We start from the raw sequence: 21,775 nt of genomic DNA, 5'->3' as shown, positions 1-21,775 counted from the left end.
CATCGCGCGGCAACACACCCGGTCGAAGTCGTGGTGCTGACGGGAAGGCCAGAAAGGCTCCAGGTCGGGGCGACCCGGCGCGGGGTGCTTCTGGAAACCGACCATGCCCCCATTGAAGCAGACGCCCGCCCGGGAGGGGACCCTTGGTCCGGCCGCACCGGTCCACGCACGGCGAAGGGGGCGCCCACCTCGGCGGTGGGCGCCCCCTTCGACGAGCTCCGGGAGGATCAGACCTGGCCGGCCTTCTCCAGCGCCGAGCAGCAGGTGTCGACGAGCAGGCGGGTCACCACGTACGGGTCGACGTTGGCGTTCGGGCGGCGGTCCTCGATGTAGCCCTTGCCGTCCTTCTCGACCTGCCACGGGATACGGACCGAGGCGCCGCGGTTGGAGACGCCGTAGGAGTACTCGTTCCACGGGGCGGTCTCGTGCAGACCGGTCAGGCGGTCGTCGATGCCGGCGCCGTAGTTCTTGACGTGGTCGAGCGGCTTGGAGCCCTCACCGAGCGACTCGCACGCGGTGATGATCGCGTCGTAGCCCTCGCGCATGGCCTTCGTGGAGAAGTTGGTGTGCGCACCGGCGCCGTTCCAGTCGCCCTTGACCGGCTTCGGGTCGAGGGTGGCGGCGACGCCGAAGTCCTCGGCGGTGCGGTAGAGCAGCCAGCGGGCCACCCACAGCTGGTCGGAGACCTCCAGCGGGGACAGCGGGCCGACCTGGAACTCCCACTGGCCGGGCATGACCTCGGCGTTGATGCCGGACAGGCCCAGACCCGCCTTCAGGCAGTTGTCCAGGTGAGCCTCGACGACGTCACGGCCGAAGATCTCGTCGGCGCCGACACCGCAGTAGTAGCCGCCCTGCGGGGCCGGGAAGCCGCCCTTGGGGAAGCCGAGCGGGTAGCCGTCCTGGAAGAAGGTGTACTCCTGCTCGATACCGAAGATCGGCTCCTGAGCGGCGAACTTCTCGGCGACCTCGACGAGCGCCGCACGGGTGTTCGTGGCGTGCGGGGTGAGGTCGATGTTCAGGACCTCGCACAGGACGAGGATGTCGTCACCGCCGCGGATCGGGTCCGGGCAGGTGAAGACCGGCTTGAGCACGCAGTCCGAGGCGTGGCCCTCGGCCTGGTTGGTGGAGGACCCGTCGAAGCCCCAGATCGGCAGCGCGTCGAGACCGGCGGGGGCACCCGCGATGATCTTCGTCTTGGAACGCAGCTTGGCCGTCGGCTCGGTGCCGTCGATCCAGATGTACTCAGCCTTGAAGGTCACGGGCCACATCCTTCGGGGGTGGGTCTGGGCGCAGTTGCGGGTGCTGCGGCGCTGCGGCACTGAGGCGCCGCCGTTGATGTCCGCGAGCCTGTCAACAGGCGATTTCCCGGTCATTGCTCGAATGTGAACCCCGTGTTACCTGGGGGTGGTGTGGCGCGTTTCACGTACCTCGATGTCACACGCGCGAGTCCTGCCGCTCGTGGCCGCGAGCGGCAGGACCCATGACACGTACGCCGTGATTACTCCGACATCACCCCACCTTCTCGATCACCGCGCGACGGATCAGGAACTTGCCGGGTTCGCGGACCTGCTCGAAGGCCGCGTTGTTGAGAAGCACGCAGCTACCGGAGACCGAGGTCACCTCGACCGTCGTGGACTTGTTGTTGTCCAGGTTGGTGACCTTCAGCTTCGTGCCGGCCGGGAACTGGTTGCTGGACGCCGCCGGGGCACCGCCCTCGCCGGAGAGCGTGACCGTCGAGCCGTTGCAGACCTGCTGGCCCGAGGCCGCGCCCGCGCCGCCGTTCCCCGCGTTCCCGTTCTCCGCAGGGGCGCTCTGCGACGGGGCGGCGCCACCCGCCTGCTGACCGCCACCCTGCTCACCGCCCGCCTGCTGACCGCCGTCCTGCTGGCCGCCCGCCTGCTGGCCGCCGCCCTGCGCCGGCTGCGAAGCCTGGGAGCCCTGAGCCGACTCCCCAACCGCGCACCCGGACGCTTCCTGCTGGACCTGGATCTGCTTGATGACGGCTTCACGGTTGGCGATCCTGGCCGCGGACTGCGCGTCCGGATTGGCCCGTTGCCCCTCGATGAACCGCTGGTTGTTGCCGAGGGCGGTGGCGAGCCCCTGACAGACGCTGGACTCCGCGGCGGACTTGGTCGTCGGCGTCTGCGAGGCGTTCGAGGTGCTCGCCATGACGAAGGCGCCACCTCCCGCCACCGTCGCCGCACTCACCAGCAGCGCGAGCTTCTTCTTCGTACCGAGAGTTCTCCTACGCGACATGCGCGCCTCCTGGGAGGTAGGGGAGCGTACGCCGTTATGTACGAGATACCGAACGAGGTTACTCAGCGGTTGTGGAGGTTGTTGGAGTAACCTGCGTCACACCGAGGGAAGTTGGTGGGGTGGGGGCTTCAGCCCTCGCGGGACAGGGCGTCCCGTACCGCCTCGTCGGTGCGCGCGACCACGGCCGTGCCGTCCTGCGCGGTGATGATCGGCCGCTGGATCAGCTTGGGGTGCTCGGCCAGGGCCTTGATCCACCGGCCCCGGGAGTCGGCGTCCCGTGCCCACTCCTTGACTCCGAGCTCCTTGGCGGCCGTCTCCTGGGTCCGGGTGATGTCCCAGGGTTCGAGCCCGAGCCGGTCGAGTACGTCGCGGATCTCGTCCTCGGTGGGTACGTCCTCCAGGTAGCGGCGGACGGTGTAGTCGGCCCCCTCGGCGTCGAGCAGGCTGATGGCGCTGCGGCACTTGGAACAGGCCGGGTTGATCCAGATCTCCATGTGTCTCACGGTATCCCGGGGTGGTCGGAGGGCTCCGCCGACGGGGCCATGTTCGATTTCTCCGAGGTCCCAGCAGTACCTTCGGGACCTGCTGTGACGCAGCGACAACTTTATTGCTGACCAGGCGATTTCACCGTCTCCACGACCCTCGGATTGTCAGTGGCGGGCAGTAGACTGTACGTAGTGTTCGAAGGACGTCGCCGGGAAGCCGGCCGGCGCTCCGACGCGACAGGAGGATGCCTGTGCCCGCTGCCGCACTGAAGCCGAAGCCGACCCGCAAGCCCTTGCCCACCCAGTCCACCGCGAAGCACCCGGTCCTGCTCGACCTGCCGTACGCGCCCGTGCAGAAGCGGCCGCTGCCGGCGGGGCGTCCGCGCGACTGGTACGTCACCCACAACCGCCGCCTCAAGGCCATGCGCCTGGCGATCGCCCTGCTCGACTCGGGCGTCTACATGCCGAACCAGGCTCGTGACGAGACGATCCGGAGCGCCGCGGAGACGATCGGCGTGCATCCGCCGTCGGAGACGACCTGCCACATGGTGCGGGCCCTGATGCGGTACTCGCGGTAGCCGTGGCGCCGGGTGCCGTCCGTCCCGGGGCACCCGGCGTCGCCGTCGACCGGCCCGCTACCGCGCCAGCTCCCGCTCCAGCGGCGTACGGAACCGCGGGGTCACCCGGGCCGGACCCACCCACCCCCGCAGCCGCTCGGCCTCCGCCGCGATCGCCGCCTCCGCCGCGCGCCGCTCCACGCCGCCCAGGTCCTCGAGCAACCGCCAGACGACCTCGCCGTCCTTGCGCTGGGCCCACCCGCCCACCACTCGTCCGTCCCACCACACCGTCGGTCCCACGTTGCCGCTCCGGTCGAACAGCGACGGCCACAGGTCCGGCGCCAGATACCAATCCCGACGCTGCCACCCCATCGCCGTGGGGTCGAGGGCGGGCAGCAGCGCCGCCCACGGCTCGGCGGGCTCCGGGGCCGGTTCGGCATCGCCGGCGACGACGAACCCCGTGCCCTCGTCCAGGGACACGGCCTGTGCCCCGATCGCCGTCAGTGCACGGCGCACCTCCGTCACCCGCCACCCCGTCCACCACTTGAGGTCGGCCTCCGTCGCCGGTCCGCACACCGCGAGCCAGCGCCGCAGCAGTTCCGCCTGGGCCCCGGCCACGTCCAGCTCCGGATGCTCGGGCGCCGGTGCCCACCGGAACTGCGAGGACGTCCAGGAGCCCAGGGGCCGTCCCCGCACCACCTTCCCCTCGACGCCCAGCACCCGCAGCAGCCGCGTCGAGACGGTGTGCACGCCCTCGTAGCTCTTGCCCGCCCCGTACCGGAACTGCTCGCGCAACCGGGGCTCGTCCTCGGCGAGTTCGGCCGCCGTCGCCTGTCCGCGCCGCGCCAGCGCCGCCAGCGCCGACTCCTCGACCTCCGCCAGCCAGGCCGCGTCCGGCGCCCCCGCCGCCGCCATGTGCTTGACCAGCGTGGCCCGCTCCCGGGCGGCGACCGCGAGGCCGGTCGAGGCGTGCACGACGGCCGTCAGCGCGGCGGGGAAGACGAACACGGTGTGCCGCATGCCGTGCATACGGACCAGCGTCCGGTCCTCGTACAGCGCGCGCTCGGTGTCCGCGACGGTCTTCGCGGGCGTTGCCAGTCGTGCGCCCACGGCCAGGTACACGGTCGCCGGGTCGGTGCCGTGCAGGGCGACCAGGGACTCGGCGACCTCCGCCGGCCGGGCCGCTCGCGCCGCGCCGGCCAACCGATGCCGCAGACCCAGCCGGGCCCGTCGCTCCGCCACACCGATGTACCGCAGCACGTCACCCATCCCGGCCTCCACCCGTCCTGCCCGCGCACGGTCTTCCCGCCCCTGCACGCATCCTCCCGGACAGCACTGACAACGGCCTGCTGCCGGGGGTCACCGGTCCCGCAACCGGATGGCCGTGCCGGGCAGGTCGTCCCGCCCCGCCGGGTGTCGGGGAGGTCCTTCCGCCCCGCGCCGCCCACGCCACCCCGGCACCCGTGCCGCCCACGCCACCCCGGCACCCGCGCCGCCCACGCCACCCCGGCACCCGTGCCGCCCACGTCACCGCGCCACCCGCGCCCTGCACGCTGCCCCGGCACCCGCCCCGCCGCGTGTCGGGGAGGTCCTCCCGCCCGCGCCGCCCACGCCACCCCGGCACCCGTGCCGCCCACGTCACCGCGCCACCCGCGCCGCCCACGTCACCGCGGCACCCGCGCGGTGCACGCCACCCGATTGCCGTACCCGGCGTGCGCACGCCACCCGTACGGTCGTCCACTGCGATCAGGGGGGGGCGACCCGCCCCGAACGGGTGCGGCAGCGGGAAACGCGACGGGCGGCCAGGGCAGGCACGGTATACGACGGCCGCCGCACGGGCCGCCCGCTCATGACCGCACCCGGCGCCCTACGCGGCCCGGATCGAGCCGATCACGCGGCCCAGGGCGCGGCCGTCGCGGCCGGGGCCGTCGACACCGCGCCCGGGACCCGACCACCTTCAGCCCCACCCTTGCGTCCGTGGCGTCAGCCGTACAGCTCCAGCAGCCCGGCCACGTACGCCGTCAGCCGCTCGCCCAGCACCTCGGGCGTCAGCTCCGTGCGCCCCAGGTCGCGCCACGGCCCTGCCAGCTTCGCCGCGTCCGGTGCGTAGGCCAGGGCGTCCAGCAGCCGCCAGTACAGGTGGTCGTCGGCGTCGGCGAGCGGGCGTCCGCCGTGTGCCTCGTACCGCTGCCGGAAACCGAGCCCGTGCTCCGGGCCGTGCAGCAGGGCGAGCGCCGTGGAGCAGTGGGCGACGTCGAGGTCGGCCGGACCCCAGGACGTCTCCACCCAGTCGACGACACCGCTGATCCGCAGCCGCTCGCCCGCGCCGCTGAACAGCACGTTGCCCGGGTGGAAGTCCCGGTGCAGGAAGCAGCCCCGGTACGCGGGGGCCTCTCGGCGGATCACGTCCACGGCCCGTTCCCACAGCTCCCCGTCCGGTGCCTGCACCCGTTCCGGGGACGTCCACGCCTGGTACGTGCGCGGACGATCGTCCGGTACGACCCGGTGGATCGCGGCGAGTTGGGCCGCCAGCAGCTCCAGGCGGCGGTCCAGGTCCTCCTCGTCGACCCGTACCCGGCCGGGCAGCAGGGACATCAGCAGCGAGGGGTGGTCACAGTGCTCGGCGGTGGCGTCGACCGCGATCAACCGGGGCGCGGGGACCTCCTCCTGCCCGGCGAGCAGGGTGAGGACCGACGCCTCCCGGGTCAGCAGCCCCGGCGCGTGCCGGCGGAAGAAGGGCTTCACGAAGGTGCGCAGTGCGAGCCGGGTGCCGTCGTCGAGGGTGAGCCGCCGCATCTGCGAGCTCCACCCCCCTTTCAGGAAGGCCGTGTCGGTGACGGTCCGGCCCTCCGGCAGCTGCTTGGCCAGCCAGGCGCGGGTGGCCGTCCAGCCCCCGTCACCGAGGCCGGTCAGTACGGCCGTCACGAACTCCCGCCTGTCGTCCGCGTGTTCCTCGAACCACAGCCCCAGCATGTGCTCCGCGTCCGGTACGTCGAACCGGGTGAACTGGGCGTGCGTGGCCAGAGCCTCCTGCACGGCCTCCGTCACGGCCGGCGGGATGATCGCGTCCGTCCCCGGCACCGCGAGCACCGCCCGGCCCTCGTACCCTCGCAGCACGTCCAGCGCGGGCGCCGTACGCCAGCCCTCCGGCCTGCGGATGATCTCGCTGAACCGCCCTTCGCCCTCCCCGAAGGGCACCTCCCACGCCTCCTCGGCGTACACCGCGGGCGCGCACAGCCCCACCGCCACCACGCGCGCCCCGTAGTGCGCGACGATGTCCGCGACCGTCTGTCCGCTCATGCTGAACCCGACCACGACCAGCGGGCCGTCCGCCGGCACGCGCGCGTCGATGACGGCCACCGCCTGCTCCATGCGCCTGCGCAGGCTCAACTCCCGCAGTTCCCCCGTGCTTTCGCCGTGCCCGGAGAAGTCGAAGGCGAGCCCGCGGCAGCCGCGCGAGACGAACTCGCCGAGCAGCGGGAGCAGCCGGTCCTTGGTGCCGTTGCCGGCGCCGTGCAGCAGCACGACGGTGGCCGCCCGGGGGTCGCCGGCGTCACCGCCGTACACCCCGCTGAGCAGTTCACCGTCGGTGGCGTGTGTGAAGGAGGAGAACTCGGTCATGGGCCCCATTCATTCACGGCACGCGGGCCACGCGAAAAGGAGATGCACGCCCGGTGACCGGATCCCTACGCTGGACACGCGTAACGGAGCAGCTCACGCCGCTTCGCGCAGGGCAGGCGCCGCCCTGCGGACCCGGGGCTACTCTCTACGCACCGACGGACGGTCGTCCTTCCCCCAGCGCCCCGTCGGAGTACCGGTCACCGCTCAGATCCAGATCCGACCCACGCTCACGGAGGCCCGTGATGGGCACCATCGTCATGGCCGGGACCGTCGTCCTGGTGATCCTAGGATTCGGAAACCACCTCTACTGGCTGGCCGCGGTCGGTGTGCTGTTCCTGTACCTGCGCTACGGCCGGGACTCCGCCGCGCCGAGCGGCGGAGCCGGGGGAGGGGCCTCCTCGGGAGGCGCCGTGCCCGCCGACTACCGCGCCTACCGCGACCGCCGTGACACGCAGGCCAAGTGGGAGCGCCGCTACCGTCGCGAGCGTCCCCTGGAGTCCCGTCGTCAGGAGCGCGAGAGGAGCAGGTGAGACCAGCTCCGCCCGTAGCCCGCGGTGCCCCCGGTCACAGGCCGGGGGCACCCCACAGCGGGAACCAGCGGCCCAGGTCCTGCTCGATCCGCAGGTCGTCGGTGAGCGCCGCCTTCACCCGCAGCTCCAGCGGGTTGTCACGGCGCTCCTCGGCACCGGCCAGTGGCGCGAACGGATAGAAGGTGCCGCGCTTGTAGAGGTAGACGAGGGCGAGCCGGCTGCCCGCGTCGTCCTCGAACCCGGCCAGCGAGCACAGCAGTTGCGGGCCGAAGCCGTTGACCTCCATCGCGCTGTTCACCGCGTGCAGGTCGTTGACGAGCTCCGGCAACCGGTCGGGGGCGCGCCGGGAGACCAGCCATGAGTAGCCGTAGCCGTCCCGGGTCAGCTCCACCGGCCTGCCCTCGCGCTCCGCGTCCGCGTCGAGCAGCGCCTGCACCTCGCGGTGTGTCTGCTCGAAGGCCGCGCCCTCGACCGCCGCGAAGCACACCGCCCCGCTCCCGGTCGGCCGGAACCCGGCCGCCGCCTCCAGTGTCACCGCCGCCGACGGCAGCCCGAAGAGCTGGTCGAGATCGGGCGTGACCGGTTTCGTACGACCGAGCAGGATGTCCAGCAGTCCCATGCTCACGCCCCTCCCGGAGCCGCCGCCTCACCCAGCTCGACGGAGATCCGTCCCAGCTGGTCGAGCCGCTGCTCCAGGCTCGGGTGGGTCGACAGGACCCGCGCGAGGTTCGGCTCCCGGCCGAGTGCCGGGGTGAAGTAGAAGGCGTTGAAGGCCTGCGCGGTCCGCAGGTCCCGGCTCGGGATCCGGGCGATGTCGCCGGAGACCTTGGTGAGCGCGGAGGCCAGCACCGAGGGCCGTCCGGTGAGCAGCGCCGCGGCCCGGTCGGCGGCCAGCTCGCGGTACCGGGACAGGGCTCTGATCAGCAGGAAGCTCAGCGCGTACACGGCCGCCGACACGCCCATCACGGCGGCGAGGACGACCGCGGTGTTCTGGTCCCGGCGCCCGTCGCCGAACAGCTGCGAGTAGAAGGCGAACCGCACGACCAGGCCCGCGATCACGCCGAGGAACGAGGCCACCGTGATCACGGCGACGTCCTTGTGCGCCACGTGCGACAGCTCGTGCGCGAGCACACCCTCCAGCTCGTCCGGCTCCAGCCGCCGCAGCAGCCCCGTGGTCACGCAGACCACGGCGTGATCGGCGTTCCGGCCGGTGGCGAACGCGTTCGGCATCTCCATGTCCGAGACGGCGACGACGGGCTTCGGCATGTCGGCGAGGGCGCACAGCCGGTCGACCACCCCGTGCAGTTCGGGATACTCCTCCCGCTCCACGACCCGCCCGCGCATCGCGAACAGCGCGACCCGGTCCGAGAACCAGTACTGCGCCCCCAGCAGCGCGGCCGCGACCACCACGACCAGCACCCAGGACTTCAGCAGCACGATCAGCGCGGCGACGAAGCCCACGTACAGCAACCCGAGCAGAAACAGCGTGACCCCCATACGGGTGGTCAGCCGGCGATCACTTCGCAAGCGGCTGTGCATCTGGCCTCACCCCGCACACTCAGGCACTCGTCCCACTGCCCAGTGTGCACCCGGTGACCCCCATGAACGGGTCGTGACCAGCTCTGGGGGCGGCAAAGGTCCGCGCCCGAACGACACCCCTCAGTGGGCCCCGCGGAAGTTGATGTAGCCCAGCAGCAGGATCACCCCGGCGACACAGCCGAGCACCACGACCGTGGAGATCCAGCCCGACCGGCGGTGCCGTCGTGCCACGTGGTCGGGATCGGCCCGGAACGGTACGGGGTCGGGCGGGTTGTGCTTCCAGCGCGCGGCGAGCATGCGGGCCCGGGCCGAGGGCTCCTTGTGCTCGGCCTGGTCCGCCCATCTGAGGTCGAACTCGGGCTGCTGGTCGTCGCGTTCGTGCTCGGGCATGTGCCGTCCACCCCCGTGTGGTCTCATCGGCAGAATAGAACACGCGCCCGCGTTCGCGCTGCCGAGGCAGGTCACCGGGCGTCAGCGCTGGAACCGTGAGTGCGCCACAGGGGCGTCGGCGGTCTCCAGCTGGTGCTCCTCACGATCCTGGCCATCCTGGCCCCGAACGTCCCCGAGACGGTGCTCGGCCCGATCGCGGCACGCGAGGGCCATGTCCTGCGCCGGCTCCGCCGCCCCGCGCACCGACCGCGACCCCATGGAACGCCCCGTCCCGGTCAGGAGTGCGCCGCACACGACCGAGCCCCTGCCGCTCACGAGGAACGGCAGGGGCTCACGAACTCCGCCGAGGACGGAGATCCCGGTTCTAGACGTCGAAGTACAGCTCGAACTCGTGCGGGTGCGGACGCAGCTGCAGCGGCGCGATCTCGTTCGTGCGCTTGTAGTCGATCCACGTCTCGATCAGGTCCGGCGTGAAGACGTCGCCCTGGAGGAGGAACTCGTGGTCGGCCTCCAGCGAGTCGAGGACGGCCGGGAGCGAGGTCGGGACCTGCGGGACGCCCGCGTGCTCCTCGGGAGCCAGCTCGTACAGGTCCTTGTCGATCGGCTCGGCCGGCTCGATCTTGTTCTTGATGCCGTCCAGACCCGCAAGCAGCAGGGCCGAGAAGGCCAGGTACGGGTTGCCGGAGGAGTCGGGCGCGCGGAACTCGACGCGCTTGGCCTTCGGGTTGGAGCCCGTGATCGGGATACGCATGGCCGCGGAACGGTTGCGCTGCGAGTAGACCAGGTTCACCGGCGCCTCGAAGCCCGGCACCAGACGGTGGTACGAGTTCACCGTCGGGTTGGTGAAGGCCAGCAGCGACGGGGCGTGCTTGAGGATGCCGCCGATGTAGTAGCGGGCGGTGTCCGACAGGCCCGCGTAACCGGCCTCGTCGTAGAAGAGCGGGGAGCCGCCCTGCCACAGCGACTGGTGCACGTGCATGCCCGAGCCGTTGTCACCGAAGATCGGCTTCGGCATGAAGGTCGCGGTCTTGCCGTTGCGCCAGGCGACGTTCTTCACGATGTACTTGAAGAGCTGCAGGTCGTCGGCGGCGGCGAGCAGGGTGTTGAACTTGTAGTTGATCTCGGCCTGACCGGCGGTGCCCACCTCGTGGTGCTGGCGCTCGACCTTCAGACCGGCGCGGTCCAGCTCCAGGGAGATCTCGGCGCGCAGGTCGGCGAAGTGGTCGACCGGCGGGGTCGGGAAGTAACCGCCCTTGTAGCGGACCTTGTAACCACGGTTGTCCTCCAGGGCACCGGTGTTCCAGGCGCCCGCCTCGGAGTCGATGTGGTAGAAGGACTCGTTCTCCGACGTCTTGAAGCGCACGCTGTCGAAGACGTAGAACTCGGCCTCGGGACCGAAGTACGCGGTGTCCGCGATACCGGTGGAGGCGAGGTAGGCCTCGGCCTTCTTCGCCACGTTGCGCGGGTCACGGCTGTACTGCTCGCCGGTGATCGGGTCGTGGATGAAGAAGTTGATGTTGAGGGTCTTGTCACGGCGGAACGGGTCGACCCGGGCGGTCGACAGGTCCGCGCGCAGCGCCATGTCGGACTCGTGGATGGCCTGGAAACCACGGATCGACGATCCGTCGAAGGCGAGCTCCTCGTCCGCGTCGAACGCCTCGACGGGCACCGTGAAGTGCTGCATGACGCCCGGCAGGTCGCAGAAGCGGACGTCGACGAACTTGACGTCCTCGTCCGCGATGAACTTCTTGGCCTCGTCGGCGTTCTGGAACATCCAGCTCCTCCTACTCCCGACCGTCCGCGCCGGGGTGGTAGTTCGTTCGTGCGGCCAGTGCGGTGGCACACGCTGACCTCGACCCTAGGGACGGGTGATTTCTCGGGCGTGACCCGTTTGTTTCGCACACGTTAACCGGACATCCCGTACCTCACCCCACGTGTCCACATCGCAAAACGGGCACAGTACGGTGGGCACGTGGACAAGAGGCAAGCAATCGGATCCTGGCTCTCCGGCCCCCGCGCGGCCGCCGAGGACGCCGGTGTCGACTTCGGATACAGGGGGCAGCAGCTCGGCCTTCCGCAGGAGGGGCCGGGCTCCATCGCCCGCCCGGGCCGGCGGCTCGGCGCCCTCGCCGTCGACTGGGGCCTCTGCGTCTTGATCGCATACGGTCTGATCACCGACGGCTACGGCCAGGCGACCAGCAACTGGGCCCTGCTCCTCTTCTTCCTGGTGAGCGTGCTGACCGTCGGCACGGTCGGCTTCACTCCGGGTAAGCGCCTCTTCGGTCTGCGCGTGGTCACCCTGGAGACCGGCACCGTCAACCCGCTGCGCGCCCTGCTGCGCACGGCCCTGCTGTGCGTCGCCGTCCCGGCCCTGATCTGGGACCGCGACGGCCGGGGCCTGCACGACCGGCTGGCGGGCACCGTGGAAGTGCGCATCTAGCGCCTCCTCGTACCCCTCGTACGACGAAGGGGGCGCCCGGAGTGATCCGGGCGCCCCCTTTCTCGTACGAGGAGGGTCAGCGGGCCTTGGGCCCGCCCTTCGGCAGCTTCATGCCCTTGGGCATCGGGCCCTTCGGCAGTGGCATGTTGCTCATCAGGTCGCCCATGGCCCGCAGCCGGTCGTTGGTGGCGGTCACCTGGGGGCCGGTCAGCACGCGCGGCAGCTTCAGCATCGTCGTGCGCAGCTTCTTCAGCTCGACCTGGCCCTCGCCGACGCCGACGATCAGATCGTGCACCGGTACGTCGGCGACGATACGGTTCATCTTCCTCTTCTCGGCGGCCAGCAGGCTCTTCACCCGGTTCGGGTTGCCCTCGGCGACCAGCACGATGCCGGCCTTGCCGACGGCCCGGTGGACCACGTCCTGGCTGCGGTTCATCGCCACCGCGGGTGTCGTCGTCCAGCCTCGGCCGATGTTGTCCAGCACGGCCGCTGCGGCGCCCGGCTGGCCCTCCATCTGCCCGAAGGCGGCCCGCTCGGCCCGGCGCCCGAACACGATCGCCGTCGCGAGGAAGGCGAGCAGGAGGCCCAGGATGCCGAGATAGATGGGGTGACCGATCAAGAAACCGATCGCGAGGAAGACACCGAAGGTGACGATTCCGACTGCCGCGAGCACAAGACCGATCTTCTTGTCGGCCCTGCGGGTCATCTTGTAGGTCAGGGCGATCTGCTTCAGTCGCCCGGGGTTAGCAGCGTCCGCTGCAGTTTCCTTCCTCGCCATGCCACGAAGTCTACGTGGCCCCACGAGCGCCGACGACGGCAGTGCCGCACGACCCCCGTCGGCATGCGGCTCCGCCGCGCGCGGGCCGGGGTCAGGGGCGGACGGTGGTGACCTGGTCCAGGACGCGCTGTGCCTCGACCCGGTCCTTGGCGCGACGGCGGTCCTCCAGCACGGACGTCCAGGCGTTGCGGCGGGCGGTGCGGTGGCCGCTGCTCATGAGCAGCGACTCGACGGCACGGAGTGCAGTCGTGAACGACGGGATGGCGGTGGCGCGAACGGGCGCGGCCTGCATGGTGGAGGTCCCCCCTCGGGAATGGGCCTTTGGCGAATGGTGCACGGGGCGTACAACCAGGGTCACTGAATGGTGTTACCAGGACGTGACCGACCGGTCAAACACCCATGAAGCCTTGATGTGTGGCCCGAAACGCCGGACGCGGCCCGGATGGTCCCCCTATCTGCGGGGACGTCCAGGGCCGCGTCGAGGTGCGGCTACCGAGGGGTAGTTGCTTGTGCGCAGATTCACACGCAGTGTGTGGCACTCCGTGTCATCACACGGCCTGCGACGCGATGTACGCGCCACGCTTCTCCACGGCCATCTGGTACAGCCGGCCGGCCCGGTAGGAGGAGCGCACCAGCGGGCCGGACATCACACCGGAGAAGCCGATCTGCTCGGCCTCCTCCTTCAGCTCGACGAACTCCTGCGGCTTGACCCAGCGCTCCACCGGGTGGTGCCGCACGGAGGGCCGCAGGTACTGCGTGATGGTGACCAGCTCGCAGCCGGCCTCGTGCAGCTGCCGCAGCGCCTCGCTGATCTCCTCGCGGGTCTCGCCCATGCCGAGGATCAGGTTCGACTTGGTGACCAGGCCGAAGTCACGGGCCTCGGTGATGACCTTCAGCGAGCGCTCGTAGCGGAAGCCCGGCCGGATGCGCTTGAAGATCCGGGGCACCGTCTCGACGTTGTGCGCGAAGACCTCGGGGCGGGAGTCGAAGACCTCCTGGAGCAGTTCGGGCACGGCGTTGAAGTCCGGGGCGAGCAGCTCGACCTTGGTGCGGCCGGCCTCGCGGCCGGCGGTCTGCCGGTGGATCTGGCGGACCGTCTCGGCGTACAGCCAGGCGCCGCCGTCGGGGAGGTCGTCGCGGGCGACGCCGGTGATGGTGGCGTAGTTCAGGTCCATGGTGACCACCGACTCACCGACGCGGCGCGGCTCGTCGCGGTCGAGCGCCTCGGGCTTGCCGGTGTCGATCTGGCAGAAGTCGCAGCGCCGGGTGCACTGGTCGCCGCCGATGAGGAAGGTCGCCTCGCGGTCCTCCCAGCACTCGTAGATGTTCGGGCAGCCGGCTTCCTGGCAGACCGTGTGCAGGCCCTCGCTCTTCACGAGGTTCTGCATCTTGGTGTACTCGGGACCCATTTTCGCCCGGGTCTTGATCCACTCGGGCTTGCGCTCGATGGGGGTCTGGCTGTTGCGGACCTCCAGGCGCAGCATCTTGCGTCCGTCGGGTGAGACTGCGGACACGACCGGCTCCCTAGCGATTGATTCTTCGGCGCCCTCAAGGGTACGCCCGTGGATTTGAATGCCTGTGTGGGTGTCAGCCCCTCCACGGGCTCCTTTATGCCGCCGGCTGCTTCTCGATCTCCCGCGGCTTGAGGTCCGCGTTCTCCAGTACGTCCCGCAGGTGCCGCTCGACGACGGGCAGCACCTCGTCGATGGTGACGTCGCGGCCGAGCTCGCTCGCCAGGGAAGCCACTCCCGCGTCGCGGATGCCGCACGGGATGATCCTGTCGAACCACTTGTTGTCCGGGTTCACGTTCAGCGCGAAGCCGTGCATCGTCACGCCCTTGGCGACCCGGATCCCGATCGCCGCGATCTTGCGGTCCTCGCGCCGCTGGCCGGCGTTGGACGGGGCGTACTCCGGGCCGTTCAGGCGCGGGTCGAACTCCTCGTCGGTCAGGCGGGGGTCGAAATCGAGGGACAGCCCGCCGAGCGCCGGGCGCCGCTCCACCGGGTCGCCGAGCACCCATACGCCGCTGCGGCCCTCGATCCGGGTGGTCTCCAGGCCGAACTCCGCACAGGTGCGGATCAGGGCCTCCTCCAGGCGCCGTACGTGGGCGACGACGTCGACGGGGCGGGGCAGCTTCTGGATCGGGTAGCCGACCAGCTGGCCCGGCCCGTGCCAGGTGATCTTGCCGCCGCGGTCCACGTCGACGACCGGTGTGCCGTCCAGGGGCCGTTCGCTGTCCGCCGTGCGGCGCCCCGCCGTGTAGACCGGGGGGTGTTCGAGCAGCAGGACCGTGTCGGGGATCTCGTCCGCGAACCGCGCCGCGTGCACCCGGCGCTGCTCGTCCCACGCCTCCTGGTACTCGACGGCGTCCGCGCCGAACCCCATGCGCACGAACCGCAACTCACCCACGGCAAGCCTCCCTGGAAGCCTCAGAAGGTCGTAAGGCACAAAGCGTGCCCACGCCACTGTACGACCGCCGCGTTCGGGTGACGCCTCCCGGCCTGCGTCAGCCCGGTAGGGCAATCCTCACACGATCGGATGAATAGGCGGCGTAATGTGCGATCGGCTGTTTACTCTCCGCTACATTCGCGCCGTTCGAGATGCCAAAAGGGCTGCTCACAGGCAATCCGGGCACCACGGCGGCCGCACCGGCCCCGCGCGGCCCGAAAGGCAGGAGACCGCACCGCAGATGACGGAACGACCCGCGCAGCGCACTCCCAACCGCCAGCTCGCCGCGCTCATCGCAGAAGCGGGATTCTCCAACGCGGGTCTCGCCCGCCGGGTGGACCAGCTCGGCCTCGAACACGGGCTTGATCTGAGATACGACAAGACATCGGTCACCCGCTGGCTGCGCGGGCAGCAGCCGCGCGGCACCACCCCGGCCCTCATCGCCGAGGTCTTCACCCGTCGGCTCGGACGCCGGCTCACCGCCCAGGACCTCGGTCTCGACGCCTGCGCGCCGGTGTACGCGGGACTGGAGTTCGCCGCGACCCCAGAGGAGGCCGTCGACATCGTCAGCGGCCTGTGGCGCAAGGACTCCGGCAGCCACGCCGAACTGCGCAAGATCGCCTTCACCCCGGCCGGACTCGTCGTGCCGAGCCGGGACTGGCTGATCGGCCGCGCCGACGAGAAGGTCGCCCGCGGTGAGCCGGTCGCCCGCATCCCGACCCAGGGGCGGCCCGCCTCCGCCAAGTTCCCGGCCGTGCTCGAACACGGGGGAGCGACCGCCCGGCAGCGCGGCCAGGCCGAGCGCGGGCCCGGACAGAAGGTCACCGGCGGCGACATCGCCGCGCTGCGCTCGGTCGCCGAGCTGTTCCGCTCCCTCGACGACATGTACGGCGGCGGCCACGCCCGCCAGGCCCTCGTGCGGTACCTGGAGCACGAGTGCGAGCCGATGCTGCGCGGCACCTACGGCGAGCAGACCGGCCGCAGGCTGTTCGCGGCCGCCGCGGACCTGACCAGGCTCGCGGGCTGGACGTCGTACGACATCGCCGCGCACGGACTCGCGCAGCGGTACTTCGTGCAGGCGCTGCGCCTCGCCCAGGCGGCGGGCGACCGGCCCTACGGCTCCTACGTCCTTGTGACGATGAGCCGCCAGGCCGTCTACCTCGGGCACGGCCGCGAGGCCGTCCAGCTGGCGCGGGTGGCCCAGCAGGGGGTGGGCACCAGCGCGCCGCCGGTCGTGCAGGCCCTGCTGCACGCGTGTGAGGCGCGCGGGCACGGCGTACTGGGCGAGGTGCGCGCCTGCACGGCCTCCCTCGTGCGGGCCGAGCGGGCCCTCGAAGCCGCCCGGCCCGGCGACGACGTCCCGTACTGGGCCCGCTTCTTCGACGAGGCACAGCTCGCCGACGAGTTCGGCCACTGCCACCGCGATCTGCATCAGTTCCGCGCGGCGGCCCAGCACGCCGAGCGCTCCCTGCAACTGCGCGCCCCCGCGTACGCCCGGAGCCGCCTGTTCTGCCGGGTCGTGCTCGCCTCCGCCCGCCTCGGCCTCGGCGAGCTGGACCAGGCCTGCGTGCTGGGTGCGGAGGCCGCGGGTCAGGCCTCGGAGATGCGGTCCGTGCGGGCGATCGAGTACGTCAAGGACTTCGAGCGGAGGCTGGAGCCGTACCGGGACGCGGCACCGGTGCGGGGGTACCGCGACAAGGTCGCGGCGCTGGGGTAGGTCAGGGCGTGCCGGCTCCGCCGCCGTGGTGTCGGCCACGGCGGCGGTGTCCGGGCGCGCTCGACCGCCCGGCCCGGTCGCTCAGGCCGCCGCCCTCAAGGGCTCCGCGCGGTGCAGCGACCCCGCGGCGCCCAGGTCGGTCAGGATGGCCGCCGCGGCGCGGTGGGCCGAGTGCAGGGCCCCCTGCACCGTGCTGGTGTCCCGGTGGTCGCCGCACACGTACAGCCCCGCCAGCAGCCGCACCGGGCGCCGCAGGTCGTGCGGCGGACGCATCGCGGGCACGGCCTCCGGGGTGTGGTGCACGGCCAGCGTCTCCCAGCGCGCGGTGGAGGTGCCGTAGAGACGGGACAGATGCATCCGTACGGCCATGTCGATGCCGGGTGGCGGTGTGCCCAGTACGGTCGACGACACCAGTGTCCGGCCCGCCGGCGCTCGGCTCGGGTCGACCTGGCTGATCACGGCCGTGTGCGCGACCGGGCCGCCGCGGTCGGCGTCGAGCAGCAGCGAGGCGCCGGTCCCCGGCGGTTCGTCGGTGGTGTGGTGGAGGACCGTGACCGGGTGGAAGTCCGGTACGCGCAGGCCCGGCAGCAGCTCGGCCGCCGTGCGCGCGTCCGTCGCCAGCAGCACGGCCCGGCAGCGTATCTCGCCGTGCTCCGCGGTGGTCACCGACGTCGTGGCGACCGATGTGACCCGCACCCCGGTGCGCAGAACGCCCGGCGGCAAGGCCCGGGCCAGCTGCTCCGGCAGTGCCTCGGCACCGCCCTCGGGTACGCACAGCCGCCCGCTCGCGAAGGCACGCAGCGCGAGGTCGGCGCAGCGGCTGGACGTCGTCAGCTCCGGGTCGCACAGCAGGGCGGCGAGCAGCGGCCGCAGGAAGCCGTCGACCGCGCGCGCGGGGACGCCCCGGGCGGCGAGGGCCTGCGCGGCCGGCAACTCGGGGCGGGCCAGCAGCCGTTCGACGGGGGAGGAGGCGAGGCGGGCGAGGGTGGCGCCGAGCCGGGCCTGGTCGACGGCGGTACCCAGCGGGGCGCTCGCACGCACCCGTGGCAGGGACGTCGACCCCTGAGCGCTCCGCAGGGACGACGACCTGGGGGCGCTCGCCAAAGCGCGTACCGCATGGAGTGCGCCCCTTGCGCGCCTGGCGCTCATCGGACGGGCGAACGCGCCCGCGCGATGCCGGCGTCCGTCGCTGTACAGCAGTACGCCCGGCGCGAAGAGGCGCAGCGCGAGTGCGTCGAGCCCCGCGGTCAGGCGTAGTTCCGGGTACGAGGTCGACAGGAGCTGGCCGATCCGGTCGAGCCGGAACCCGTCGATCTTCTCGGTCGACATTCGGCCGCCCGGACAAGGGGCGGCCTCCAGGACCGCGGTCGTTACTCCTGCGCTGGTCAGTCGGTGTGCCGCGGAGAGTCCGGCGACCCCGGCTCCCACGATGACGACGTCCGCCTGGTACGCGGGCTCAAGCACGTGCCCCTCCTCGAGGTTGCGCGGCCGGTGGAGACGTGATGCCCCCAACAGGCTCTGGGGATACCCGAGTTCGGGACGAGGTTAGGGCCGTGATCGGTCAGGAACAGTCGCGCATCGACAGAGCACGGTCGCACGACGGTCGCATGCGAGCACTCACCGTGCCGCCCGGATCGCCTCCTCGATCTCCGGGAAGGCGAAGGTGAACCCGGACCGCAACAGCCGTGCCGGCAGGACGCGTACGCTGCCCAGCACGTCACCGGCCAGCTCGCCGAGCACGGTCCGCAGCACGGGTGCCGGGACGGAGAACAGCGTCGGCCGACGCAGCACGCGCCCCATCGCCTCGGTGATCTCACGGTTCGTCAGCGGACGGGGAGCGGTCACGTTGAACGGGCCCGACAGGTCGTCCCGGTCGATCAGGTGCCGGATGGCGGCCACCTCGTCGTGCAGCGAGACGAACGACCAGTACTGCCGCCCGTCCCCCATCCGCCCGCCCAGCCCGGCCTGGAACAAGGGGAACAGCCGCCCCCAGGCCCCGCCGTGGCGGGCCACCACCAGCCCCGTGCGCGGGAACACCGTCCGCACGCCCGCCTCCCGCGCGGGGGCCGCCGCGCCCTCCCACTCCACGACCAGCTCGGGCAGGAAGCCCTGGCCGGGCGGGGCGCTCTCGTCGACGGCCCGCTCGCCGGTCTCGCCGTAGTAGCCGATCGCGCTGCCGTTCACGAAGACCCGCGGCGGCTCGTCCAGCGAGGCGATCGCCTCCGCGAGCGCCGCCGTGCCCAGCACCCGGCCGCTGCGCAGCTTCGCCTTGTACGCGTCCGTCCAGCGCCGCGAGCCCACGTTCGCCCCGGCCAGGTTGACCACCGCGTCACAACCGGCCAGCCCCGCCACGTCCACGTGCTTGTTCTCCGGGTCCCAGCGCACCTCGTGACTCCCCCTGGGCTCCCGGCGCACCAGCCGCACCACCTCGTGCCCGTCGGCGGCCAGAGACCGGACCAGTGCGCCGCCGATCAGACCGGAGGCTCCGGCCACCGCGATCCTTGAAAGTTGCATGACCTCATCCTGTCTCTGCCGGCACGAAATCCCCGGTCGTGTACCCGCCATCCGGCCATAGGGTGACGCTCATGCCTGTACCGCACCAGCCGCCGCGCATACGCACCGCCCTGTCGGACGACGATGAGGAGCTGGCCCTCCTGGACCGTCTCACCTGGTCGCCGCTGCACGCGGTCACGCCCGAGCCGCAACCGCCGTACCGGCCGTTCTTCGACGAGCGTCACGTCCCCGACGACTACCTGGTCGCCGAGCTCGACCGGCGCGTCGTCGGGTACATCCGTCTCGCCTTCCCCACCCCGCTCGCGTCCAACGCCCATGTGCGGCAGATACAGGGCCTGGCCGTCGCCGACGGGGCCCGGGGCCGGGGCGTGGCACGCGCCCTGATCCGCGCCGCCGTCGAGGAGGCCCGCCGCCGGGGTGCCCGCCGTCTCACCCTGCGTGTCCTCGCGCACAACACGCCGGCCCGCAAGCTGTACGAGTCCGAGGGGTTCGTGGTGGAGGGGGTGCTGCCCGAGGAGTTCTTCCTGGGCGGGTCGTACGTGGACGACGTGCTGATGGGAAGCCGCCTGTGACGAGGCCGTCGCCTCGGCTCACGACGTGATGAGCTCTCCGGTGTCCACCGGTGCCGTCGCCTTCGCCGCGCGTTCGGCGTCGGCGGCGACCTCGGCAGCCGTCAGTACGTAGCCGGTCTCGGCGTCGGAGGTCGAGCGGGCGAACACGACCCCGAACACCTTGCCGTCCGTGGTCAGCAGGGGGCCGCCGGAGTTGCCGGGGCGGACCGTGGAGCGGATCGAGTAGATCTCGCGGGTGGCGGCCTCGTCGTTGTAGATGTTCTGGCCCGTGGCGCGCACCCGGTTCGCGACCGTCGCCGCCTGGAGGTTGAGGTCGCCGTCCTCCGGATAGCCCGCCACGACGGCGGAGTCGCCCCGGGCGGCGGCGTCGTCGAAGCGCAGCACGGGAGCGCGCAGGTCGGGGACGTACAGCACGGCCACGTCCCGCTGCGGGTCGAAGAGCACCACCCGTGACTCGTACGACCGCCCGACGCCGCCGACCCGCACACCGGGCTCGTCGATGCCGGCCACCACGTGGGCGTTGGTCATCACGTGCTCCGGGGCGTAGACGAAGCCGCTGCCCTCGCGGCCCTGGGTGCCCGAGACGCCCTCGATCTTGACCGTGCTGAGCTTGGCGGCGTTCGTCGCGGCGGCGGTGACGCTGTCGCCGGTGGGCTTGGCGACCTCTGCGGTCGACTCGTTCTCGAACGGGTTGAAGACCTGCGGGAAGCCCGCCTCGGTGAGTGCGGAGGTGGCCCGCGAGAACCAGGCCGGCGTCGTGTCCGGCATCGTGTCCTGCACCGTGCCGAGCAGGCGGGAGTCCCGGATCGCCGAGCTGAGCAGCGGCGAGGAGGAGGACGCCGCGAGGACGCTCGCCGCGACCCAGGACACGATCAGCACGGCCACGGAGTTGGCCACGGCCCCGCCGACGCCGTCGGCCACCCTGAGCGGTCCCCCGTCCAGCTCCCGGCGCAGCCGCAGCGCCAGCCGGCCCGCCAGCTCGTGCACCAGCACCGCCGGGACCAGCACCGTGAGCACCGCCGTCACGGTCGCCCGGGTGGTGCCCGGGGTGACCAGGTCCATCATCCACGGCAGGATCCATACGCCGATCACCGCGCCGCCGACGAAACCGGCCAGGGACACGCAGCCGGCCACCAGTCCACGGCGGTAGCCGGAGGCCGCGTAGGCCAGGATCACCAGCAACAGCAGGATGTCGAGCAGGTCCACGGAGCCGCCTTTCTCTCGGACCCCTTAGTACGCGCGGAAAGCGCTTGTTGATCAGCACGTACGGGCGGGCCGCAGGGAACTGCCACGGAGCGTGCACCTGGAGAAACGTCCCGGACCGCGAGGTTGGTTCCACGGAGTGTCACGCCACACATCGCGGGCGGACGGGATCCGTCGGACAGTAGGACCATGCGTGTCTTCCGACGGGCCACCCGAAGGGTCTTCCGACGAACACGGGGGAGACGAAGACCACGTGCCGTACGAATACCGTGGGCTGCGCCGGCCCGGGGGGCGGCGGAGCCCGCCGAGGGAAGTGCCGAGGCCGGGCACGCGTGGGATGCGGGGCCGGCCGAGGCGAGCACGGGCGCGCCCGCCGGCACCGAGGCCCAGCAGGGCCCGGGCGGCGCTCCGGGGCGGCCTGAGGGGGCCGCGCGGGGGGCGCCGGACGAGCGGGCCGTGCGGGCTGACCGGGTGATGCCGGAGGCGTCGGCCGGGTCCGCCGACCGCGTGGGGTCGGATGGGCCCGAGGTGTCGGCCGGTCGTGGCGTGGGGCGGGATGAACCTGCGGTGTCGGTCGATGGCGTGAGGTCGGACGGGCCCGTGGCCTCGGTCGGTCACGGATCGCGTGAACCCGCTGCCTCCGCCGATCACGGGGTGTCCGACGGGCCTGCCGTGCCGACCGTCCACCTGCCGGGGGCCTCGGCGGTGTGTGCCGGCCGTGCGGC

Annotated in this window: 21 protein-coding genes; 5 read left to right on the top strand and 16 right to left on the bottom strand. The window is 71.8% G+C overall.

Annotated elements, in window-relative coordinates:
• Positions 1 to 227: 227 nt before the first annotated feature.
• The 3 genes from glnII to ACWCPI_RS04485 all read right to left on the bottom strand — a co-directional run bounded on the left by glnII (position 228) and on the right by ACWCPI_RS04485 (position 2,750).
• Entirely contained in the window at positions 228 to 1,259 is a 1,032-nt protein-coding gene (gene glnII, locus ACWCPI_RS04495; protein ID WP_451036681.1) for a glutamine synthetase, read from the bottom strand.
• A gap of 250 nt (positions 1,260 to 1,509) precedes the next feature.
• Positions 1,510 to 2,256 (bottom strand): hypothetical protein, encoded by a 747-nt coding sequence (locus ACWCPI_RS04490; protein WP_451036680.1) that lies wholly within the window; start codon positions 2,254 to 2,256, stop codon positions 1,510 to 1,512.
• A gap of 128 nt (positions 2,257 to 2,384) precedes the next feature.
• Entirely contained in the window at positions 2,385 to 2,750 is a 366-nt protein-coding gene (locus tag ACWCPI_RS04485) for an arsenate reductase family protein (RefSeq protein ID WP_388798086.1), read from the bottom strand.
• A 242-nt stretch (positions 2,751 to 2,992) separates the two neighbouring features.
• Between ACWCPI_RS04485 and ACWCPI_RS04480 the strand changes: the two genes are divergently transcribed.
• Positions 2,993 to 3,319: a hypothetical protein gene (locus ACWCPI_RS04480; RefSeq protein ID WP_451036679.1), complete on the top strand. Its 327-nt coding sequence runs from the start codon at positions 2,993 to 2,995 to the stop codon at positions 3,317 to 3,319.
• A gap of 57 nt (positions 3,320 to 3,376) precedes the next feature.
• Here ACWCPI_RS04480 and ACWCPI_RS04475 read toward each other — a convergent pair whose 3' ends face one another.
• Positions 3,377 to 4,567, bottom strand: a complete 1,191-nt coding sequence (locus ACWCPI_RS04475) for a winged helix DNA-binding domain-containing protein (protein ID WP_451036678.1) — start codon at positions 4,565 to 4,567, stop codon at positions 3,377 to 3,379.
• A 714-nt stretch (positions 4,568 to 5,281) separates the two neighbouring features.
• Entirely contained in the window at positions 5,282 to 6,919 is a 1,638-nt protein-coding gene (locus ACWCPI_RS04470) for a phosphotransferase (protein ID WP_451036677.1), read from the bottom strand.
• Positions 6,920 to 7,161: 242 nt separating this feature from the next.
• On the opposite strand from ACWCPI_RS04470, the gene ACWCPI_RS04465 reads away from it, so the two are divergent.
• The gene (locus ACWCPI_RS04465; RefSeq protein WP_451036676.1) at positions 7,162 to 7,449 is read left to right on the top strand and encodes a hypothetical protein; all 288 of its coding nucleotides are present in this window, start codon (positions 7,162 to 7,164) and stop codon (positions 7,447 to 7,449) included.
• A 34-nt stretch (positions 7,450 to 7,483) separates the two neighbouring features.
• Here the strand turns inward: ACWCPI_RS04465 and pspAB are convergent, their stop codons facing one another.
• The 4 genes from pspAB to glnA form a co-directional block, all read right to left on the bottom strand.
• Positions 7,484 to 8,068 carry a PspA-associated protein PspAB gene (pspAB, locus tag ACWCPI_RS04460; protein ID WP_451036675.1) on the bottom strand — a complete coding sequence of 195 codons (585 nt, stop codon included), beginning with the start codon at positions 8,066 to 8,068 and terminating at the stop codon, positions 7,484 to 7,486.
• A gap of 2 nt (positions 8,069 to 8,070) precedes the next feature.
• Complete coding sequence (htpX, locus tag ACWCPI_RS04455) at positions 8,071 to 8,988, bottom strand: zinc metalloprotease HtpX (RefSeq protein WP_451036674.1); 918 nt, start codon at positions 8,986 to 8,988, stop codon at positions 8,071 to 8,073.
• 120 nt (positions 8,989 to 9,108) lie between these two features.
• Positions 9,109 to 9,378: an SCO2583/SCO2584 N-terminal domain-containing protein gene (locus ACWCPI_RS04450; RefSeq protein WP_451036673.1), complete on the bottom strand. Its 270-nt coding sequence runs from the start codon at positions 9,376 to 9,378 to the stop codon at positions 9,109 to 9,111.
• A 364-nt stretch (positions 9,379 to 9,742) separates the two neighbouring features.
• The gene (gene glnA / locus ACWCPI_RS04445) at positions 9,743 to 11,152 is read right to left on the bottom strand and encodes a type I glutamate--ammonia ligase (protein WP_388798062.1); all 1,410 of its coding nucleotides are present in this window, start codon (positions 11,150 to 11,152) and stop codon (positions 9,743 to 9,745) included.
• A 198-nt stretch (positions 11,153 to 11,350) separates the two neighbouring features.
• Here glnA and ACWCPI_RS04440 point away from each other — a divergent pair, with 198 nt between their 5' ends.
• The gene (locus ACWCPI_RS04440; RefSeq protein WP_388798059.1) at positions 11,351 to 11,818 is read left to right on the top strand and encodes an RDD family protein; all 468 of its coding nucleotides are present in this window, start codon (positions 11,351 to 11,353) and stop codon (positions 11,816 to 11,818) included.
• Positions 11,819 to 11,894: 76 nt separating this feature from the next.
• On the opposite strand, the gene ACWCPI_RS04435 is transcribed toward ACWCPI_RS04440, so the two are convergent.
• From ACWCPI_RS04435 to lipB, 4 genes are all read right to left on the bottom strand, one after another.
• Positions 11,895 to 12,596 (bottom strand): DUF4191 domain-containing protein, encoded by a 702-nt coding sequence (locus ACWCPI_RS04435; protein WP_388798056.1) that lies wholly within the window; start codon positions 12,594 to 12,596, stop codon positions 11,895 to 11,897.
• A 91-nt stretch (positions 12,597 to 12,687) separates the two neighbouring features.
• On the bottom strand, positions 12,688 to 12,888 hold the full coding sequence (locus ACWCPI_RS04430) for an SCO2195 family GlnR-regulated protein (RefSeq protein WP_451036672.1): 201 nt from the start codon (positions 12,886 to 12,888) through the stop codon (positions 12,688 to 12,690).
• Positions 12,889 to 13,144: 256 nt separating this feature from the next.
• On the bottom strand, positions 13,145 to 14,110 hold the full coding sequence (gene lipA, locus ACWCPI_RS04425) for a lipoyl synthase (RefSeq protein ID WP_451036671.1): 966 nt from the start codon (positions 14,108 to 14,110) through the stop codon (positions 13,145 to 13,147).
• 94 nt (positions 14,111 to 14,204) lie between these two features.
• Positions 14,205 to 15,005 carry a lipoyl(octanoyl) transferase LipB gene (lipB, locus tag ACWCPI_RS04420; RefSeq protein ID WP_451036670.1) on the bottom strand — a complete coding sequence of 267 codons (801 nt, stop codon included), beginning with the start codon at positions 15,003 to 15,005 and terminating at the stop codon, positions 14,205 to 14,207.
• 280 nt (positions 15,006 to 15,285) lie between these two features.
• Between lipB and ACWCPI_RS04415 the strand changes: the two genes are divergently transcribed.
• Entirely contained in the window at positions 15,286 to 16,761 is a 1,476-nt protein-coding gene (locus tag ACWCPI_RS04415) for a regulator (RefSeq protein ID WP_451036669.1), read from the top strand.
• 81 nt (positions 16,762 to 16,842) lie between these two features.
• Here ACWCPI_RS04415 and ACWCPI_RS04410 read toward each other — a convergent pair whose 3' ends face one another.
• Both ACWCPI_RS04410 and ACWCPI_RS04405 read right to left on the bottom strand, forming a co-directional pair.
• The gene (locus tag ACWCPI_RS04410; RefSeq protein WP_451036668.1) at positions 16,843 to 18,225 is read right to left on the bottom strand and encodes an NAD(P)/FAD-dependent oxidoreductase; all 1,383 of its coding nucleotides are present in this window, start codon (positions 18,223 to 18,225) and stop codon (positions 16,843 to 16,845) included.
• A 153-nt stretch (positions 18,226 to 18,378) separates the two neighbouring features.
• Entirely contained in the window at positions 18,379 to 19,275 is an 897-nt protein-coding gene (locus ACWCPI_RS04405) for a TIGR01777 family oxidoreductase (protein ID WP_451036667.1), read from the bottom strand.
• Between the two features lie 71 nt (positions 19,276 to 19,346).
• On the opposite strand from ACWCPI_RS04405, the gene ACWCPI_RS04400 reads away from it, so the two are divergent.
• On the top strand, positions 19,347 to 19,847 hold the full coding sequence (locus tag ACWCPI_RS04400) for an N-acetyltransferase family protein (protein ID WP_451036666.1): 501 nt from the start codon (positions 19,347 to 19,349) through the stop codon (positions 19,845 to 19,847).
• 18 nt (positions 19,848 to 19,865) lie between these two features.
• Here the strand turns inward: ACWCPI_RS04400 and ACWCPI_RS04395 are convergent, their stop codons facing one another.
• Positions 19,866 to 21,053, bottom strand: coding sequence for a MarP family serine protease (locus ACWCPI_RS04395; RefSeq protein ID WP_451036665.1), 1,188 nt, complete (start codon positions 21,051 to 21,053; stop codon positions 19,866 to 19,868).
• Positions 21,054 to 21,775 lie beyond the last annotated feature (722 nt).

Source organism: Streptomyces sp. NPDC001920, from assembly GCF_053594495.1.
This window is presented reverse-complemented; position numbering and strand designations above follow the sequence as displayed.